The sequence below is a fragment of the Pseudomonas abietaniphila genome (assembly GCF_039697315.1).
Taxonomy (GTDB): Bacteria; Pseudomonadota; Gammaproteobacteria; order Pseudomonadales; family Pseudomonadaceae; genus Aquipseudomonas; species Aquipseudomonas abietaniphila_B.
Genome location: NZ_CP155619.1, coordinates 5950935 through 5970033, shown reverse-complemented (window position 1 = coordinate 5970033; position 19099 = coordinate 5950935). Strand labels below are relative to the sequence as shown.

20 protein-coding genes are annotated in these 19099 nt (G+C 60.2%); 13 read left to right on the top strand and 7 right to left on the bottom strand.

The genetic code is table 11. The features are described from left to right. The first annotated feature begins 107 nt into the window (after window positions 1-107). Window positions 108-716, top strand: a complete 609-nt coding sequence (locus tag ABDX87_RS26315) for an FMN-dependent NADH-azoreductase (protein ID WP_346830523.1) — start codon at window positions 108-110, stop codon at window positions 714-716. Here ABDX87_RS26315 and ABDX87_RS26310 read toward each other — a convergent pair. After that, window positions 711-1130: a winged helix-turn-helix transcriptional regulator gene (locus ABDX87_RS26310; protein WP_346830522.1), complete on the bottom strand. Its 420-nt coding sequence runs from the start codon at window positions 1128-1130 to the stop codon at window positions 711-713. The two genes, ABDX87_RS26315 and ABDX87_RS26310, sit on opposite strands and share 6 nt — an antisense overlap. An 85-nt stretch (window positions 1131-1215) precedes the next feature. Here ABDX87_RS26310 and ABDX87_RS26305 point away from each other — a divergent pair, with 85 nt between their 5' ends. The 3 genes from ABDX87_RS26305 to ABDX87_RS26295 all read left to right on the top strand — a co-directional run bounded on the left by ABDX87_RS26305 (window position 1216) and on the right by ABDX87_RS26295 (window position 3697). Further along, window positions 1216-2073 carry an SDR family oxidoreductase gene (locus ABDX87_RS26305; RefSeq protein ID WP_346830521.1) on the top strand — a complete coding sequence of 286 codons (858 nt, stop codon included), beginning with the start codon at window positions 1216-1218 and terminating at the stop codon, window positions 2071-2073. Between the two features lie 199 nt (window positions 2074-2272). Next, on the top strand, window positions 2273-2581 hold the full coding sequence (locus tag ABDX87_RS26300) for an RcnB family protein (RefSeq protein ID WP_346830520.1): 309 nt from the start codon (window positions 2273-2275) through the stop codon (window positions 2579-2581). A gap of 186 nt (window positions 2582-2767) precedes the next feature. Next, window positions 2768-3697: an AEC family transporter gene (locus ABDX87_RS26295; protein ID WP_346830519.1), complete on the top strand. Its 930-nt coding sequence runs from the start codon at window positions 2768-2770 to the stop codon at window positions 3695-3697. 32 nt (window positions 3698-3729) lie between these two features. Here the strand turns inward: ABDX87_RS26295 and ABDX87_RS26290 are convergent, their stop codons facing one another. Beyond that, window positions 3730-4488: an SDR family NAD(P)-dependent oxidoreductase gene (locus ABDX87_RS26290; RefSeq protein WP_346830518.1), complete on the bottom strand. Its 759-nt coding sequence runs from the start codon at window positions 4486-4488 to the stop codon at window positions 3730-3732. 124 nt (window positions 4489-4612) lie between these two features. On the opposite strand from ABDX87_RS26290, the gene ABDX87_RS26285 reads away from it, so the two are divergent. The 5 genes from ABDX87_RS26285 to ABDX87_RS26265 all read left to right on the top strand — a co-directional run bounded on the left by ABDX87_RS26285 (window position 4613) and on the right by ABDX87_RS26265 (window position 8156). Next, window positions 4613-5518: a LysR family transcriptional regulator gene (locus ABDX87_RS26285; RefSeq protein WP_346830517.1), complete on the top strand. Its 906-nt coding sequence runs from the start codon at window positions 4613-4615 to the stop codon at window positions 5516-5518. 182 nt (window positions 5519-5700) lie between these two features. Beyond that, the gene (locus ABDX87_RS26280; protein WP_346830516.1) at window positions 5701-5970 is read left to right on the top strand and encodes a BufA1 family periplasmic bufferin-type metallophore; all 270 of its coding nucleotides are present in this window, start codon (window positions 5701-5703) and stop codon (window positions 5968-5970) included. Between the two features lie 69 nt (window positions 5971-6039). Then, window positions 6040-6882, top strand: coding sequence for an MNIO family bufferin maturase (gene bufB / locus ABDX87_RS26275; RefSeq protein WP_346830515.1), 843 nt, complete (start codon window positions 6040-6042; stop codon window positions 6880-6882). Next, a complete protein-coding gene (locus tag ABDX87_RS26270) occupies window positions 6867-7622 on the top strand; it encodes a DNA-binding domain-containing protein (RefSeq protein ID WP_346830514.1) in 756 nt (251 codons plus the stop codon). Before bufB ends, ABDX87_RS26270 begins: the two co-directional genes overlap by 16 nt. A 63-nt stretch (window positions 7623-7685) precedes the next feature. Continuing rightward, entirely contained in the window at window positions 7686-8156 is a 471-nt protein-coding gene (locus ABDX87_RS26265) for a DoxX family protein (RefSeq protein ID WP_346830513.1), read from the top strand. A gap of 72 nt (window positions 8157-8228) precedes the next feature. On the opposite strand, the gene ABDX87_RS26260 is transcribed toward ABDX87_RS26265, so the two are convergent. Further along, window positions 8229-9797 (bottom strand): GMC family oxidoreductase, encoded by a 1569-nt coding sequence (locus ABDX87_RS26260; protein ID WP_346830512.1) that lies wholly within the window; start codon window positions 9795-9797, stop codon window positions 8229-8231. 11 nt (window positions 9798-9808) lie between these two features. Then, complete coding sequence (locus ABDX87_RS26255; RefSeq protein WP_346830511.1) at window positions 9809-10369, bottom strand: tat (twin-arginine translocation) pathway signal sequence; 561 nt, start codon at window positions 10367-10369, stop codon at window positions 9809-9811. Between the two features lie 627 nt (window positions 10370-10996). Here ABDX87_RS26255 and gloA point away from each other — a divergent pair. Next, on the top strand, window positions 10997-11524 hold the full coding sequence (gloA, locus tag ABDX87_RS26250; protein WP_346830510.1) for a lactoylglutathione lyase: 528 nt from the start codon (window positions 10997-10999) through the stop codon (window positions 11522-11524). 50 nt (window positions 11525-11574) lie between these two features. Here the strand turns inward: gloA and ABDX87_RS26245 are convergent, their stop codons facing one another. Both ABDX87_RS26245 and ABDX87_RS26240 read right to left on the bottom strand, forming a co-directional pair. Further along, window positions 11575-12825: a serine hydrolase domain-containing protein gene (locus ABDX87_RS26245; RefSeq protein ID WP_346830509.1), complete on the bottom strand. Its 1251-nt coding sequence runs from the start codon at window positions 12823-12825 to the stop codon at window positions 11575-11577. 251 nt (window positions 12826-13076) lie between these two features. Beyond that, on the bottom strand, window positions 13077-14096 hold the full coding sequence (locus ABDX87_RS26240; RefSeq protein WP_346830508.1) for a branched-chain amino acid aminotransferase: 1020 nt from the start codon (window positions 14094-14096) through the stop codon (window positions 13077-13079). A gap of 258 nt (window positions 14097-14354) precedes the next feature. On the opposite strand from ABDX87_RS26240, the gene ABDX87_RS26235 reads away from it, so the two are divergent. From ABDX87_RS26235 to ABDX87_RS26225, 3 genes are all read left to right on the top strand, one after another. Further along, window positions 14355-15122: an MBL fold metallo-hydrolase gene (locus ABDX87_RS26235; protein WP_346830507.1), complete on the top strand. Its 768-nt coding sequence runs from the start codon at window positions 14355-14357 to the stop codon at window positions 15120-15122. A gap of 43 nt (window positions 15123-15165) precedes the next feature. After that, complete coding sequence (locus ABDX87_RS26230) at window positions 15166-15570, top strand: VOC family protein (protein ID WP_346830506.1); 405 nt, start codon at window positions 15166-15168, stop codon at window positions 15568-15570. A gap of 671 nt (window positions 15571-16241) precedes the next feature. Further along, on the top strand, window positions 16242-17045 hold the full coding sequence (locus tag ABDX87_RS26225) for an NAD-dependent protein deacetylase (protein WP_431061281.1): 804 nt from the start codon (window positions 16242-16244) through the stop codon (window positions 17043-17045). Window positions 17046-17090: 45 nt separating this feature from the next. Here the strand turns inward: ABDX87_RS26225 and ABDX87_RS26220 are convergent, their stop codons facing one another. Continuing rightward, window positions 17091-18200 (bottom strand): DUF2817 domain-containing protein, encoded by a 1110-nt coding sequence (locus ABDX87_RS26220; RefSeq protein ID WP_346830504.1) that lies wholly within the window; start codon window positions 18198-18200, stop codon window positions 17091-17093. Between the last annotated feature and the right edge of the window lie 899 nt (window positions 18201-19099).

Genomic DNA, 19099 nt, shown 5'->3' with positions numbered 1-19099 from the left:
CGCGCGGGTGTCCGATTGTCGGGGACATCCGCCCCCGGACACGCCCCGCGACGCATTCTTCTGCTATCACTGATGCTGCCGCTCTCATCACGTGGAAGGACACCGACATGCCCCATCTTCTGTACATCGAAAGCTCACCCCGCAAACAGCGCTCCGCCTCGATCGAAGTCGCCACCGCGTTCATCGAGGCCTGGCAGGCGCGGCACACCATCGCCACCGTGGACACGCTGGACGTCTGGAACATGCCACTTCCGGAGTTCGACGGCGCGGTGCTGGATGCAAAATACGCCGGGATAATGGGTGTCGAGCGCACGCCTGAACAGAAACAGGCCTGGGAGCAGATCACTGAACTCGCCCAGCGCTTCATCAAAGCCGACATCATCCTGTTCGCCGTGCCCATGTGGAATTTCGGCATTCCCTACAAGCTCAAACACCTGATCGATGTGGTCAGCCAGAAAGACCTGCTGTTCACGTTCGACGAGCGCGGCCTGAATGGCCTGCTCGACGGTCGCAAGGTCGTCGTGATCGCGGCGCGCGGCGCGCCCTTGGACCGCGCCGAACATCAGATCGCGTACCTGACGACCTGGAGCGAAATGGTGGGCATCGACGAGCAGTACAACGTGGTCATCGAGAAGACCCTGTTGGGCCCGGACGTCGACGCTGAATCACGCCAAACCGCCAAAACGGCGGCCGTCGATCTCGCTGCCACGTTATGACGCTTCAGCAGCATCCGTGCGAGCCTGCCGTGCGTCCATGATGCGTGGCAGGTTTCGTTCGATCCATGTGGTGAGCCCGTTAACCTGCATCGCCACTTCTTCACCCAGCGGGGTCAGGCTGTATTCGACGTGGGGCGGCACCACCGGCAGCGCCTTGCGATCAATGAACCCGTCCTGTTCAAGACTCTGTAGGGTTTGCGAGAGCATTTTTTCGCTGACCCCGCCGATCTTGCGCCGCAGTTCACTGAAGCGGTGCGTGCCGTCCAGCAACACCACCAGCACCAGCACACCCCAGCGGCTACAGACATGGTTGAGGATTTCCCGCGAGGGGCAATCGCGCGCCAGGATCTCGCCCATGCGAATGCGCTCAAGCAGCGAAACATTTTCCGCCGACGGGCTGGAAACATCGTTCATGACACTTACCTTTTTGTACGTACTTACGAAAGGTTAGCATGATGTCTATGCTGATCGCACATTCATTGCCCTGCAGGAAATCATCATGATTGTCGTCACCGGTGCATCAGGTCAGCTTGGCCGCCTCGTTATTGATCGCCTTCTGCAACAAATCCCCGCGTCAGAGATCGTCGCGGCAGTGCGCAGCCCTGAAAAAGCGGCGGATCTGGCGGCCAAAGGCGTACATGTGCGTCAGGCCGATTACGCACAACCCGCCACGCTGGAGGGCGCGTTTGCAGGCGCGAAAAAGATTCTGTTGATTTCATCCAGCGAAGTCGGCCAACGCGTTGCTCAACACCAGGCCGTGATCGACGCGGCGAAACGCGCCGGGGTCGAATTGCTGGCGTACACCAGCGTGCTGCATGCCGACACGTCGCTGCTGGGGTTGGCGGAAGAACATCGCCAGACCGAAGTGGCGCTCGCCGCCTCCGGCGTGCCGGGCGTCGTGTTGCGTAACGGCTGGTACCACGAAAACTACACCGCCGGCATTGCGGGAGACCTGGCCCACGGCGCGCACTTCGGCAGCGCTGGCGACGGTCGAATCAGTTCAGCGGCGCGCGCGGACTACGCCGATGCGGCGGTGGCCGTCTTGACGTCCCGTGATGATCAGGTCGGTCGTGTCTATGAGCTCGCGGGCGATGCGTCGTACAGCCTCACGGAGTTCGCCGCCGAGGTGAGTCGTCAGTCGGGCAAACCGGTGATTTATTCCGATCTGCCAGAGGCTGCCTACAAAGCTGCGCTGCTGCAGGCCGGTTTGCCGGCGTTCGTGGCTGAGTTGCTGGCCAACTCCGATGCGGCAGCGGCCAAGGGCGCGCTGTTCGATGACGGGCGTCAGTTGAGCAGACTGCTTGGCCGGGCGACAACGCCATTGGCCGCGAGCGTGGCCGCAGCCTTGCAGGGCTGACAACGGGCATAGGGAAGCGAGCTCATTCACGAGCGGTATGGGCGACAAAACGGTGTCGGATGTCCCACTGTTTCGCGAATGAATTCGCTCCCGCAGCGGTATGGATGCATGTGACACCCTTGTAAACCAGGGAATGATTCACGCCAGACAAGGTCGGAGGTAGTGAACAGCGCATTACGCACTGGATAAGGAGCTTCGAATGAAAAACAAATCGCTCATCGCCGGTCTGACGATCCTGGGCTGTGTTTCACTCGCCAGTTTCGCCGTACAGGCCGACGATGCACCTGCGCAGACTGTTCAATCCTCCAAAGACAACCTGCGCGATCTCGAAAAAGGTGACCGCGCGCCGGAGAAATTCCAGCGGCCTGGCGCAGCGATCAAAGACTGGAAGGCCAAAGGTCTGAAAGAGCCCGCCAAGCAAAGCCAATGGGTGCGCATCAACGACAAGTACGTCGAAGTGCAGACCACCAACGGTCAGATCACCGACATTACCCCCGTCAAAAAATAAGTCTCTCCGGTGCCCGAGATCGTTCGGGCGCCCTTCCCGCTTTCACGCCGACCGCTCTGGATCAAGGCTCGGCGCCCATGAATCGACGCCCATCAGGCAAGAAAGGTTGGACGCTAACGATTTCCGACTCTACTCTTTGCCGCTTGTTTCAGCGTGTTGCCGTCAAACGCCAAGGGCCGAGATCCGATGTCATCCGTTTTAAATGTGCTGTTGCCGATCTTCGCCTTGATTCTGGTCGGTTACCTCTGCCGTCGCACCAACCGTCTAGGCCCGACTGCCGCGTCCGAAATCAACCGGATGGTGGTCTGGCTGTGCCTGCCCGCCTTGCTGTTCACGGCGACCGCAACGGCCACTTGGGAACAGATCTGGCACCCTGGATTCGTCGCGGTGTTCACTCTTTCCACGATGGCGATGTTTGTCATCACCCTGCTGATCCGACGCAAGAAAGCCGGGCACTTTGCCGACGCCAGCATTGACGCACTCAGTGCTTCTTACGCGAACACGGGCTACATCGGCATCCCGCTGTGCGTAATGGTGCTCGGGCATAACGGCCTTGAGCCGGCGTTGATTGCGTCGCTGCTGGTGGTCTGTGTGCTGTTCGGCATCGCGCTGGTGTGCATCGAGATCGGCCTGCAAAGCGAAGCGCAGGTGCACCGCATCGTCTTCAAAGTGCTGAAGGCGCTGGCCAAGAATCCGCTGGTGGTGTCGCCGATTCTCGGCGCGTGCTGGGCCTCGACCGGCCTACCGTTGCCCGGCGCACTGGACAAGTTTCTCAGCCTGTTGGGCGCGGCGACGACTCCGTGTGCGCTGATTTCCCTCGGTCTGTTCCTGGCCCAAAAACAACAAGGCCCGCGCCATGGCACGAGCCTGTTGGTGCTGATCAAGCTGATCGCCCATCCCCTGCTGACCTGGTTCCTGGCGTTTCACGTCTTTCACCTGCCGCCGTTGTGGGCGAACTCTGCGCTGTTGCTCAGCGCGCTGCCGACCGGTACCGGCCCGTTCATGCTGGCCGAGTATTACAAGCGCGAGGCCTCGGTGGTGTCCAGCACGATCCTGATCTCCACCTTGGGCTCGCTGGTGACCTTGTCGTTGTGCATCTACTACATCAACGGATAGCCGCAGCCGCACGCGAGGCAATGGTTGTCAGGTCACACGAACATCCCGCCAGACGCCTCGATGCGCTGCGCCGTGATCCAGCGGCCGCCGTCACTCAGCAACATCGCAATGGCCGCTCCGATGTCATCGGGCAAACCGGCCCGTTTCATCGCGGTGTTCGCGGCCACCCAGTCATTCACGTCTTTGTTGTCGCGTACGGTGCCGCCACCGAAATCGGTCTCGATCGCGCCAGGGGCCAACGCGTTTACGGTAATCCCCCGAGGGCCGAGTTCGTTGGCCAGATAACGCGTCCAGACTTCAATCGCGCCTTTCATCGAGGCATAGGCGGCGTAGCCGATCGGTGAAAAACGCGCCAGACCGGACGACAGGTTAACGATGCGACCGCCGTCGGCAATCAGCGGCAGCAGTTTCTGGGTCAGGAAGAACGGGCCTTTGAAGTGCACGTTCATCAGCTGATCGAACTGCGCCTCGGTGGTGTCGGCGCAGCTGGCGTACAGACCGATGCCCGCGTTATTCACCAGGAAATCAACACGTTCAGCTTTGAAATACGCACTGAGCAGCGCCGACACCTGCGTGGCGAAGGTGTCGAACCCACGGCTGTCACCGACATCCAGCTGCAGCATCTTGGCCTTGCCGCCCAATGCTTCGATCTCGGCGACAACGCTCCGCGCTTCGTCTTCGCGACTGCGGTACGTGCCAATGATGTCGATGCCCTGCCTGGCCAGATGCAGCGCAGTGCTCTTGCCCAGGCCACGGCTGGCCCCGGTGATGATCGCGATTTTGTTGCTCATGGTTGTGTCCTCATATGGCTGTATTCAATCAGTGAGGAGCAGAGTATTGTTCGATAAGACTTCGATAAATTCCCAGCAAACGAAATAACTGATCGTCATTACCGAACAATCAAGAGTGACGCCGATGAACAAACTCGACCTGCTGAAGACCTTCGTTCGCGTTGCCGAGCTTTCAAGCTTCACATTGGCCAGTGACGCACTCGGCCTTCCCCGCTCCAGCGTGTCCGAGCAGGTTCGTGCCCTTGAGCAACTGATGAACACACGCCTGCTGCTGCGCACCACCCGCAAGGTGCAAACCACACCGGACGGCCAGGTGCTGTATGAGCGCAGCAAAGACCTGCTGGCACAGATGGACGAAGTCGAAAGCCTGTTTCGCCAGGACAACGCGGTGCTCAGCGGGCGTCTGCGAGTCGACATGCCCACGGCCGTGGCACGCAGGCTGGTGCTGCCGCGCTTAAGGGAGTTCATCGACCGGCATCCGCTCATTGAGATGGAAATCAGCAGCACCGACCGCCGCGTCGACCTTGTGCGTGAAGGTTTCGACTGCGTCATGCGCGTGGGCGAGTTGTCCGATACGTCGCTGGTCGCACGGCATGTCGGTCACCTCAACATGATCAATTGCGTCAGCGCCGACTACGCCGAACGCTATGGCGTGCCTCACACGCTGGAGGACCTGCAACAACACCTGCTGATCGATTACGTCAGCGCGTTTGGCGCGGGCAACGGGATGTTCGAGTACCACCGCGACGGCAAGGACCATCGCATCCCCATGCCCTGCAGCGTCAAGGTTAACAACGTTGAAGCCTACGAGGCTGCCTGCGTCGGCGGACTGGGCATCATTCAGGCGCCGCTGTTGTCCAGGGAACACCAACTGCAACGGGGCGGCCTGGTGGAAATCCTGCCCGACTACCGACCTGCACCGATGCCTGTTTCGCTGCTCTACGCCCACCGCCGCCACCTGCCACAACGTTGCCGGGTGTTCATGGACTGGATGGAAAGCCTGTTGGTGGAATACGGTGTGGTGAAATAAAACACCATAGAGGTGGGTTTCCAGCTCACCCCGACGACGCGTCAGAAAGTTTTTTCAAAATATTTGCAACCGGCTGTAACCGTCTTCGTTTCTCCAGCGAACTACCTTTCGGATCAGATGCACAGCGTCACTCACACGCCGGTGCTGCGACCACCCTCAATCAAGGTAATTGGAGAAACAACATGAACAACATCAAACTCGCTGCCGCTGCTCTGGCTTTCGCTTCCATGGCTTCCGGCGCAATGGCCGCTGAAAAGATGGACGCTCCTGCCATGGAAAAATGCTACGGCGTGGCCATGGCCGGCAAGAACGATTGCAAGGCTGGCGCTGGCACCACCTGCGCAGGCACTGCCAAGACCGACTACCAGACCAACGCCTGGAAGAACGTTCCAGCCGGCACCTGCACCTCGATCAAAACCCCGCACGGCATGGGCTCGCTGACCCCGATGTAAGTCGAGCGCTCGCGAAAGCGAACGCGCGATGCACCACAGCCAACACCATCGCAAGGACAGGCGTCGATCATGAACACATCACTCACACTGGGTGCCGGACTGGGCCTCAAGGCCGACCACTACGAAGCCGCGTTTGACTGCGCTGCCAAGGGTGTGTGGTTTGAAGTCCATCCGGAAAACTACATGATCGACGGCGGCCCGCGCCTGGCATGGCTGGAAACGATCGGCAGCCGTCACCCGCTGTCGCTGCACGGTGTGTCACTGTCCCTGGCGGCCGACTGTGCGCCCGACGTTGAACACCTGCAGCGGCTCAAGACACTGATCGACCGCGTTCAGCCAGCCCTTGTTTCCGAGCACCTCGCCTGGTCCACCTGGCGGGGTCAGTACCACCCCGATCTGCTGCCCTTTCCTCGCACCGGGCAAGCCCTGCAGCGAATTGCCGACAACATTCAGCGCACGCAAGACGTTCTCCAGCGGCGCATCGCCGTCGAGAATCCGAGTCACTACGTGCAGCTTGAAGGTCACGCGTGCAGCGAGATCGAATTTCTCGCCGAGCTGAGCGCACGCACCGGCTGCGGCCTGTTGCTGGATATCAACAACGTGTTTCTCAGCGCCCACAACATGGGCTATGACGCCAACGCTTACGTCGACGCGTTTCCCGGCGAGGCCATCATGGAAATTCATCTGGCCGGGCACAGTTCCGACCCTGGAGGTGCTGCCTTGCTGATCGACTCCCACGACGCCCCGGTGGCAGAACCCGTCTGGGCCTTGTACCAGCGCTTGATTCAGCGCGTGGGCCCACGACCTACGCTGATCGAACGGGACGACCATATCCCGCCGTTCGGTGAGCTGTTGCTGGAGCGTGACCGTGCTCAAACCCTGCTGGAGGGTCTGCCATGCAACCGTCTCTGACCGATTTCCAGGACCTCTTCGTCGAGGCGTTGTACAACCCCGAAGCGGACACCCTTACTCTGCTGACCGACCAGCCCGGTTTTTCGGTGTACCGCAACACGGTGATGAAAGGCGCGGTGGATGCCTTGCAAGCCAACTTCCCTACGGTGGAGCGTCTGGTGGGCAACGAATGGTTTCTGGCGGCGGCTGCTATTCACGCCCGTCATGCGCCGCCAGTGGATGCGCGGCTGGTGTACCACGGCAACGGGTTTCCCGTATTCCTCGACCGGTTCGAACACGCGCAGCAGATGCCCTATCTCGGCAACGTAGCGCGGCTCGATCTGCTGTGGAACCAGTGCCATACCGCGATGGAAGAACCCGGTGTCGATGTCATCCGCCTTGCCGCTCTGACGCCTGAAGAGCTGGCCAGGCGGGTGCTCAAACCCCGTCGTGCCGCGCAATGGATATGGTTTGCCGATCAGCCGGTATTCACGATCTGGCGACACAATCGCGAACAGACCCCGATGCCTGAGACGCTCGCCTGGCACGGCGAAGGCGCGCTGCTGGTCCGCAGTGGCGGTGTCGTCACCTGGCACGCGTTGACGGTCGGCGAATGTGCCTTTCTCGATGCCTGCAAAGCGGGCGCACCGCTGGAGCACGCCGCGCAGCAGGCGACTGAGGCCGAGCCCTCGCTGGACATGCTGGACCTGCTGACACGACTGGTCGGCGCCGACGCCTTTGCAGCGAACGAGCCCGCCTGACGCCCCACCCCCGAACCTGACAACCCTTAATCAAGGGCAACCCAAGGGCAAATGGAGAACACCATGGATACCGTACGCACCGACGATGCGGGGCATAGACCCCTGCGCGCAATCTGGGGCCGCATTGCAGACCGGCTTCACCTGTTGATCAACGATTCGTTGCTGTCGCTGGTCGCACGCTTCGCCATCGCCGGCGTGTTCCTGATGTCCGGCCGGACCAAGGTGGAAGGCTTCCTGACCCTCACCGACAGCACCTACGAGCTGTTCCGCACCGAATACAAATTGCCGCTGGTGCCCCCGGAAATCGCCGCGCACATGGCGGCCTATGCCGAGCACCTGTTTCCGGTGCTGCTGATACTGGGTTTGTTTTCTCGATTGTCGGCGTTTGCGTTGCTGGGCATGACCACCGTGATCGAGGTGTTCGTTTACCCGGACGCCTGGGCCACGCACCTGACCTGGGCCGGACTGCTGCTGATCATCATCGCCAAGGGCGCCGGCAGACTGTCGCTGGACGCCAAGCTGGGAATCAAATAGGGCGGCGTTTTTTGCAAGCGCGCGTACTCTGGCCCCAGAACACGCGCGCCGCTACAACGGACTCCAACGGTTTCAAACCGCCTTGGTCTTCAACGCCTCCGCGATGAACTCCGCCTGCCGGATCGCCAGCGTCACGATGGTCAACGTCGGGTTTTCTCCGGCGCTGGTGGTGAACTGGCTGCCGTCGGAGATGAACAGGTTGGGGATTTCATGGCTCTGTCCATGCTTGTTGCATACCCCGTCCTGCGCTTTTTCACTCATGCGGCACGTGCCCAGGTTGTGGGTCGACGGATACGGCGGCACGCGAAACGTCTTGACCGCGCCAACCGATGAATACAGCGCCTCACCCTGCTTGAACGCATGCTCGCGCATGGCCAAATCGTTGGGGTGATCGTCGTAATGCACGTTGGGCACCGGCAGGCCGTACTTGTCCTTGACGCTGTCGTTGAGGGTAATGCGGTTGCTCTCCTGGGGCATGTCCTCGCCCACGATCCACATCGCGGCCAGCTTGCTGTACTGCTCCATCACATCGGTGAACTCCCGGCCCCATGCGCCGGGGTTGAAGAACGCCGCCAGGAACGATGGCCCGAGAGAGACGGTTTCCATCTCGTAACCGCCCACGAAACCGCGGTCGGGCTTGTGATGAATCTCGTCACCAATGAGCCCGGCCATAATCGTGCCGCGATAGAAATGGACCTCCTCGTTGAATGAGGCGAAAACACTGCCCGTGGTGTGACGCATGTAGTGCTTGCCCACCATCCCGGAACCATTGGCCAGACCGTGAGGAAACTGGCTGCTGGATGAATTGAGCAGCAACCGTGGGGTTTCGATGGAGTTCCCGGCCACCGCGACGACCCGCGCCTTCTGACGCTGCTCCTTGCCCTGCGCGTCGAAATACACCACCGCACTCGCCCGCCCCTTGTCGTCGTGCTCGATCTTCGCGACGTGGCACTGGGCGCGCAGTTCCAGCTTGCCGGTGGCTTCGGCGGCGGGGATTTCGGTGTAGAGCGTCGACCATTTCGCGCCCATCTTGCAGCCTTGGAAGCAAAAGCCCAGTTGCTGACATCCGGCGCGCCCGGCACGCGGCGCGCTGTTGATCGCCATGTGCCCGGTCGAGCACTCCTTGTACCCCATCTTCTGTGCGCCGTTGTACAGCACCTTGAAGTTGTTGTTGCCCGGCAGCCCTTCAATGTTGTTGGTGCGGGTCACGCCCATCTTGTCTTCGGCACGGGCGTAATACGGCTCGAGTTCCGCCAGGCTCACGGGCCAGTTGAGCAGGTTGGCGCCCTCGACTTTGCCGTAAGTGTCGAGCGCGCGGAATTCGTGCTCCTGAAAGCGCAGGCTGGCGCCCGCCCAGTGGGTGGTCGTCCCGCCCACGGTCTTGCAGATCCAGGCCGGCAGATTCGGAAAATCCTTCGCCACGCGCCAGCTGCCTGACGTGGTACGGGTGTCGCCCCAGGCCAATTGCGCGAACGAAGGCCATTCGTCGTTGATGAACGTGCCTGGCGATTGCCGCGCACCCGCTTCCAGCAGCACCACCGGCACGCCCTTCTGGCACAGCTCGTTCGCCAGGGTTCCGCCGCCTGCGCCGGAGCCGATGATTACCACCACGGAATCGTCGTCAAAGTTGTAGGTCGTCATGATTGCGCTCCTCAGGCAGGGACATTCGGGCTGGCATCGACAGGCGGGTTCGGCAACCATTTCAGGTCGTTGAAACCGCGATGGATGTAACCGCCTTTGGGGAAGGAAGCGCCTTCATAACCGAAGTGCTTGTAGGCCAGTTCGTTGCTGTACAGGCTGTTGACCGACACGCCGCGCACCAGCGCAAAGAACGGTTCACCCTGCACTTCCTTGAGCAGCCCGACCTGTTTGTCTTCAGGCAACTTGCTCCAGTCGCCACCGGCACGCTGGTCGAGATCGGCGAGCCCCTTTTTCAAGGTGTCGGCGACGCTCGGGTCCTGAGCCGCTTTTTCATCGAGGGCTTTGACGGAAAACGCATAAACCGCGTCTTCCATGGTGTCGTGAGGGAATATGCGACGGATGACCAGCAACAGTCTGCTGCCGGTGTTGCTGTCCAGCGTGTTCATCTCCAACGCCCAGGTCCGGCTTGGAGCAAGCAGTGCAATGGGGCCGGAACCGAACAGCAAGGTTCCCAGGAGCAGTCCGCCGCTTCCTTGCAAAAAGCGGCGACGATCGAGCTTCAGGTCTGTCATGGCTTTTGTCCTTCTTATTTTTTTTGTCGGTGCAATCAAGCTGAATTGATAGTAGTAGCGATGTTGGGCACTAGGTAATAGCGCACTACTACGTGGTTATAAGCGGTGCATCAGGCGACCGTGATCGTTGCAGGAGCAGTTGGAGGTGATGACGGCCGCGAAGGCATTCTGTCTGGCACACCGCATTCGCGGCCGTCGTAACCTCCGACTGCTCCTACAGATATCGCGGCGCTTTGGTGATTTGCGTGGGACATAGGCATTGAGTGGCCAACTGGCGAATGCGTCAGGTGGGCGACATCATCGTTGACTGACCCGCCGCATTCGCGGCCGTCGTAAACTCCGACTGCTCCTACAGGGTTATGTGTAGCCGCTGCAACACCGTAGTAATCCGGTATTCCCGCGCGGTTATAAGCGGTGCATCAGGCGACCATTATTGTTGTAGGAGCAGTCGGAGGTTACGACGGCCGCGAATGCGATCTGTCTGGCACACCGCTATCGAGGCGGTCGTAACTTCCAACTGCTGCTACAGGGCGACGTGTGGCCTCTGAAACACCGTAGTAATCCGGTATTACCCGCCCGGGAGTGAGGGTTTTAAACTGCCGGATCACTCACAACGAGCAGCCTGCCATGTCCTTCGTCAGCGAAACGCAACCCGGTGTCTGCCTGACGCCCGATGCCGTCACTCAGGATTACGTGTTCAACCACACCATGCTGCGGGTCAAGGATCCCGAGCGTTCGCTGGATTTTTACACCCGCGTGCTGGGCATGCGGTTGCTGCGCAAGGTGGATTTTCCCGAGGCGAAGTTCTCGCTTTTGTTTCTGGCGATGACGAAAGGTGGTGAGGTGCCGGACGAAACGTCGGCGCGCATGAGCCATACCTTCAGCCGCGAATCGGTGCTGGAACTCACGCATAACTGGGGCACGGAGAGCGACGATTCGCAGTACCACAACGGCAACAAGGATCCGCGCGGGTTCGGCCATATCTGCTTTTCGGTGCCTGACATTGAAGCCGCCTGTGCACGGTTCGAATCGTTGGGCGTGCCGTTCGTCAAGCGTCTGGACAAGGGCATGAAGCACGTGGCGTTCATCGCCGATCCGGACGAGTACTGGATCGAGATCGTCCAGGCCGACCTGCTCGGCAACCTGGGTCAGTAACCTTCAGCAAGAGCCGCCCTGACCCCGGCGGCTCCGGGTCCGCTGAAACGCTATTTCAGCTCGGCGACCACCGCATCGAAGAACACCATAGGGTCGATGGGCTCTTTGTCGACCGGCTTGGGCTGCGCGCCAAACGTGACGATCACCACGTTATTGGCCGGGTTGACGTAGATGTTCTGCCCCTGGATGCCGACCGCCGCGTATGCGCCATCCTTCTTCGACGGGTCGGTCCAGGCGGTCCACCACATGTAGCCGTAATCCAGCGTCTTGCCGCCCTTGAGCGTTGTCGGGATCGTGGCTTCCTTGACCCAGCCCTCTGGCAGGATCGATTTCCCGTCAATCTGGCCGTTGTTCATGAAGAACAAGCCGAACCGACCGTAGTCGCGCAGCGTGGCGCTGATGCCACTGCCGCCGATCTCCACGCCGTTGGTGGAATCCAGCCACCATTTGGCGTCGCTTTCCATGCCGAACGGTTGCCAGATCTTCTGCGAGAGGTAATCGGCCAGCGGCATTTTCACCGCACCCCGGACGATTTCACCAAGGATCTGGGTTTCACCGGTGCTGTAGTTATTTACCGTGCCGGGCTCTGCCGCTCTGGGCAGTTTGGCCATCAGCGCCACCGCCGAACGCGGCTTTTGTGAAATCTGCGCATTGAGCAAAGCACGGCGGTCGGACTTCGGATCCGTGTAGGTTTCGTTCCATTTAACGCCTGAAGACATCATCAGCACATCGCGCACGGTCACGCCCTCGTACGCGCTGCCCTTGAGCTCCGGCACGTAATCGACCACCTGCGCGTCGAGGCCTTTGATCAGGCCGTCATGGATGGCCACAGCGGCGAGGGTTGATGTGATGGACTTGGCCACTGACATCGACATCCAGCGGGTTTTTTCAGTGTTGCCGCGCTGATAGGTTTCGTAGGCGATCTTGCCGTCCTTGATCACCAGCATCGCGGTCACACTGTCCAGCGCGACATAGTCGTACAGATCGTATTTCTTGCCTTCGTAGGTGAAGTGCACGTTGCCCAGTGGCTTGTCGGATTTGGGCAACGCATACGGATGACTGCCAGCCTTGATGGTGTGGGTCGGGAACAGTCGATCGATGTTGCGATAGGTGCTAACGGCCAGGTCAGGGAGCATGGCTCCGTCGTAGATTTGCTCGACGGTGCCAATGGTTTCATGGGCATGGGGGTATTCGGCATCTGCAGCCCAGGCGCCGGGAACGGTGCCGATCGCGAGCATACTCAAGGAAAGGGTCAGCGGTTGGAGACGCTGGAAGGGACGAGAATCGGCGCGTGTGAACATAAAGCTTCCTTCTTCTTTATTGACCTTCTTGTCTATCAGGTCTTGCGAGGTCGGGACTTCTGCCCGTTTGAACCATAGTCCACTTGCTAGCAATCCACATCTCGATCGCCTGGCAGATTATTCGCGAATGAATTTGCTCCCACCGTGCACCTGCGCGCCTTGACGTCATAAACAAGCCGCTAACGCCACCCCCAAAAAAAACCACCGCCAAAGGGCGGTGGTTTTTGATTGCGGGTTCGCTACGGTCAGGTTCAGACCTTGACGACCCAACCTGCAGGACCTTCGATCTCGCCGAACTGGATGCCGGTCAGTTCCTTGTACAGGCGCTGGGTCACCGGACCGACTTCGGTCTCGCTGTGGAACACGTGGAGCTTGTCCTTGTAGCTGATCCCGCCGATTGGCGTGATCACAGCGGCAGTGCCACACGCGCCTGCTTCCTTGAATTGGTCCAGCTTGTCGATGAAGACTTCGCCTTCGGTGACTTTCAGGCCCAGACGACTCTCCGCCAGCTCGATCAGCGACAGGCGGGTGATGCCTGGCAGCACGGACGGCGATTTCGGTGTGATGAACTGGTCATCGTGAGTGATGCCGAAGAAGTTGGCCGAACCGACTTCCTCGATTTTCGAGTGGGTCAGCGGGTCCAGGTAGATCGCGTCGGCGAAGCCGTTCTTCTTGGCTTCGGCGCCCGGCATCATGCTCGCGGCGTAGTTGCCACCGACCTTGGCGGCACCGGTGCCCTGAGGGGCGGCGCGGTCGTAGCTGGAGATCGCGAAGTTGTGAGGCTTCATGCCGCCTTTGAAGTACGGGCCGACCGGGATGCAGAACACCGAAAAAATGAATTCAGGGGCAGCCCGCACGCCGATGTTGTCGCCCACGCCGATCACGAACGGACGCAAATAAAGGGCGCCGCCGGTGCCGTAGGGGGGAATGAAGCGCTCGTTGGCACGCACTACGTCCTTGCACGCTTCAATGAACATGTCGGTCGGTACGTGGGGCATCAGCAGACGCGTGCAGCTGCGTTGCATACGGGCGGCGTTCTGGTCCGGGCGGAACAGGTTGATCGAGCCGTCTTTGGCGCGATAGGCCTTCAGGCCTTCGAAACACTGCTGACCATAGTGCAGCGCGGTCGAGCCTTCGCTGATGTGCAGCACGTTGTCTTCGGTCAGGGTGCCCTTTTCCCACTGACCATCACGCCAGGTGGACAGGAAGCGCTTGTCGGTCTTGATGTAGTCGAAACCCAGCTTGTCCCAATTAATGCTCTCGTTACCCATGACACCCTCTATTTCCTGACCAGCGCGCCCGGCGTTGGCGGGGGCTGGTGTTTCATCAATATGGTCGTGAAGGCCCGGCACAGGACTGGCCCACACCGATGTTGCGCCATATTACTGATTTTTTGCCCGACAAACCGCCTCCAACGCACACGACCTGAAAAAGAACCCACAAAGAGCCGCCGGGGTGGTTCAAAAATCCCCGGCAACCTGCGACGCTGACGGTCGTTCTTCTCTTTCACCGGGGCCGAGGCACGCGCCATGTTGAGAAAAGTCGCAGACCAGTGGTATTCGCTCGAGAAGATCGACGACGCCATCACGCTGATCACCGAACCCCATGTCACCCCGTGGCTGCGCTGCAATATCTGGCACATTCGCGGGCGCGATCAGGACATCGTGGTCGACACAGGGATGGGCATCTGCAGCTTGCGCGAGGCGGCGAAGAACCTCTTCAGCCAGCGCATCAGTGCCGTGGCCAGCCATGTGCATCTGGATCACGTCGGCTGTCATCATGAGTTCGATCAGTGCCTGGTTCACAGCGCCGAAGCCGACGGTCTGCGTGGTTCGGACGGTTACTTCACGCTGGTCGAGCCCGATTTCGACCCGAACGACTTCAGCCTCGCCACCCTCGGCGGCGAACGTCTGGGGCCGATCATCAGCGCCCTGCCCTCACCCGACTACGACTTGAGCAGCTGGAAGATCCAGGCCGCCCACGTCACGCGCACCTTGGAAGAAGGTGATGTCGTGGACCTGGGTAATCGCCATTTCGAAGTGCTGCACCTGCCTGGCCATTCACCGGGCAGCATTGGCTTGTGGGAAGCGTCGACCCAGACGCTGTTTTCCGGCGATGCCATTTATGATGGCGAATTGCTGGACAACCTCGCCCATTCCTCGGTCGAGGACTACGTGCGCACCATGGAACGCCTGCGAGCGCTGCCTGCTCGTGTGGTGCATGGCGGCCATTGCAAGAGTTTCGGCCGCGACCGGCTGATCGAGCTGGCAGACGCCTACCTGAAAAAATTCGACTGAATGCGCTTTCCGCGCGCCCACACTTCATCTTCAAGGAAGAACCATGACCGCATCCCCTGACCTTCCCAAACACGGCGCCGTGCTGTTCGCCAAAGACCTGCCACGGGTCGCGGCCTTTTACCGTGAGGTGGTCGGCATGACCCAGACGGTCACCGAAACCCGGTTGATCGTGCTGGAGTCGGCGACCTATCAACTGGTCATTCACGGCATCCCGAAAAACGTCGCCGACCGCGTGAACATCACCACGCCCCCCGAACGCCGGGTCGACCTGCCGGTCAAGCTGGTGTTTCCCGTCGTCTGTCTGGCCGATGCCCGAGCCGCCGCTGCTGCGCTGGGTGGACAGATCGACGCACCTGGCGCGCAGTTCGCCGCCCGAGGTTTTGTGGCCTGTGACGGCTTTGATCCGGAGGGCAACGTGGTGCAGTTCCGTGAGGCGGCGCCGATCTGATGAACACCGGTGGCCTGTAGGCGTGAGCTTGCTGGCGATCGCATCGTGTCAGTCGCCGACGCAATGGCTGAACCCTCGCAATCGCCAGCAAGCTCACGCCTACAGACGCACGGCCAGCCGAGCAACCGCAGTACCCGCAGTACCCGCAGTACCCGCGACACTGCACCGAGCATATGAGCTATTGAGTTAAGTTCCCAATTAGCAGCGGACCTAGAACCTGTGGGACTGAGCTTGCTCAGGAAAGCGGCGTGTCAGTCGGCTTCAGCTTCACTGAACCGGCGCCTTCGCGAGCAAGCTCGCTCCCACAGGGGCATGGCCCGCCGAGCAACCGCGACGCTGCGACGCTGCGACGCCCGCAATACGCTCTAGACTGCACCGGGCATATGAGCTAGTGAGTTAAGTCTCCAATCAGCAGCTGACCTAGAACCTGTGGGACTGAGCTTGCTCAGGAAAGCGGCGTGTCAGTCGACTTCAACTTCACTGAACCGGTGCCTTCGCGAGCAAGCTCGCTCCCACAGGGGCACGGCCATTCGAACAACCGCATGCAGCGCGACATTGCACCAAGCACATTTGCATCACCTCGTTTAGTATCGGCCCACCGCCGCCTTCACGAGGACCTGTGCATGTTCGATACACCTGCCCACGCCGACGTCGAATCCCTGCTGCACTGGATGAACGACCGTTCATTCGTCGCCCTGACAGGCGCGGGCATCAGCACCTCCTCCGGTATCCCTGACTATCGCGACAGCGACGGCGTGCGTCGCGGTCGCCAACCGATGATGTTTCAGGAATTCCTCAACGCCCCCGAAGCCCGTCGTCGCTATTGGGCGCGGGCCATGCTTGGTTGGCCACGGGTGCGTGCCGCGCAACCTAACGCCGCGCACGAAGCGCTGGCCAGCCTGCAGCGCCACGGCATCATCAGCGGTGTCATCACCCAGAACGTCGACACGCTGCACGATCAGGCAGGCAGCCATGACGTCGTCGAACTGCACGGCAGCCTGCACTGGGTGCTGTGTCTGGACTGTCGCCAGCGCACTGAGCGTGACGTGATTCAACTGACGCTGATGGAGCAGAATCCCTACCTCGCCGGTATCGACGCCATTCAGGCGCCTGACGGCGACACGCTTCTTGAGCCGGCCTTTGAAGAACGCTTCCAGGTCCCGCACTGCCCTCACTGCGGGGGCGAGCGGATGAAGCCGGACGTGGTGTTTTTCGGCGAAAACGTCGCACCGCCCACCGCCGCCAAAGCCATGGCCCGCGTCGAACAGGCCGAAGGGCTGCTGGTGGTCGGCTCGTCGTTGATGGCGTATTCGGCGTTTCGTTTGTGCCGCGCTGTCGCCGATCAGGGCAAGCCACTGATCGCGATCAACCTGGGCAAAACCCGGGCGGATGACCTGCTGGACCTGAAAATCGAGGCATCGTGCGAGGTGTTATTGCCAGCGCTGACCCAACGCCTCGTTGACGGGCTGCCCTGAGCGGAGCGGACATTCACCCAGATCAAGCGCGCGCCTACAGGTGTTTCAGCGTGCGATGCCCGGCAACGCCGCCAATGCCCTCTCCCAGATCTGCCGCGTCCTCACCCACACCACTTCCTGCCAGTCCGGGTCGGCCGGGTAAAACTGCTCCAGCAACCCTTGCTTGATCGCGCGGCCCGTTTCGTCCAGAGGGTCGCCGTGAAGGTGCAGCCAGTGATCGTCACGCAAATGCCCGTGCACGGTCGCGCCGGGATATGTGCCGCACTCGATGACGAACGGCATCAGGTGCACACCCGGCAACGCGTCAAGCAGCATCTGCGAGGTGTACCCCGTCGAGGTCGCTGCCACACCGGTTTCACTGACCTTGTTGGCCCCGGTGATGAGGGTGAACAACCACGGCCCGAACAGCGCCTGGGCATCGGCCAGCGCAGGGTAGGCAGATTCCACGATGCTCATCAGCATCGGATGACCGTAATCCCCCGCCCCGGTGTGGAGGTCGAAGCAGGCCGCCACCTCGACGCCGTTCAGGTGTTTTTCGACGATGGCGCGCAGCGTCCGGTTCGACCAGCTCGGCCCCGTTCCGCCGTAGAACAGCCCGTCAGCGAACGCGTATTGCCCGGCTTCCACCACCGACATCAAGCCTGACCAGCCGCGCTCGGCGACAGCGGCGTTGAACAGCGCATCGACCTGATCACGCTGCGGCCCGCGCAGTTGCTCGCAGCTATAAAAGGCATGCACATCGTGGTAGGCACGGTTGTCGGGCAACGGTTGGCTGAAATCCAGGTAATTGCGGTTCTGGTCAAGATTGTCTTCGTTAACGCGGCGCACCCACGCCGTGCCCCACGGGTTGATCAGGTGAATCATCAGCACCGCCACGCCTTCAGGCAGCGTGCGGCCCTTCAAACCCTCAAGCCAGCGACTCTGACAGTCGGAACCGTAATATCCCTCCACGCCATGTGTGCCACTTAACGCCACCAGCACCTTGCGGGCATCCGGTGCACCGATCCAGGCCACATCAGTGAACAGCGTTTCGCCAAAGGGCCCTCGGAGCGGATGCGGGTATTCATTCAAGGTCGCGCCCACATCGTTCGCAGCCTTCAGAAAACGTTCACGCAGTTGGCGATAACCGGGGCGTTCAGGAAAAAACTGGCTCATCAAAACCCTCTCAGGATTCAGGAAACATCGGCAGTCGATGCAGCCGAGGGTGCTGTCAATCGGCCGCCGCATCAAAAATGTTACAGAAAGACAGCTTTTTGGCACATTTCTTTCAAGGTATTTCAAAAGTGGAACGTCAGTACCACCAACGGACCCAAACGCCCCACAAAGCCGTGAGTCTACGCTGCCAATCGGTGCGCAACACGCACCAACGTGCAGGAAACGGACAGCACCCTGTCCATTAACAGTGCAGGACGCAAACCAGCAGTTTGTCGTCCGTCGATAAGGAATTCGATTCGTGTCTGACCTGTCCCTGCTGTCTTCAGCCGTGTCCCGCCACACCCCTGCCGTTTCCCTCGGTGCCCGCTGCTCCGCTTCAAGCCGCCTTGGTCACTACGCCGCCGTTCTGTCGCCTCGTCGTCAAAGCGTCCTTGTTTAGCGTCTGATTTTTACTACTCACAATTCCTGAGGTCTCGCGTGCCCACGCGTGCGCTTCTTTTTATTTTTGCTTTCGGTTAATCGTGATATTCGACTCCAGCACTTGATGATGGAAAAGACACTAACGACCTGACAACAAGAAATTATATAAACGGGACATTCCCGTATAGAAAACAGTAAGAATATTAAATAGCCATCACTTGCCGATGGACGCTATTGCTCGCCCTTAAAAAGGGCACCCGACAAGTAAGTGACCCTACAGTCATCTTTAATCAGGACATTAGCCATGTACATTTAAACCATCACGCACCAATTCGAATCTCGATTAACGAGTTTGGTGCACCGCCGGCCGTTCATTTAATCATGGGCTCTCGCGAACGTTATTCGCCACGCTCATCGGGCAGACTCGCGCCCAATTTAACATTGGTCCCAATGGTTCACCCGTGTACGTAAATACGTTA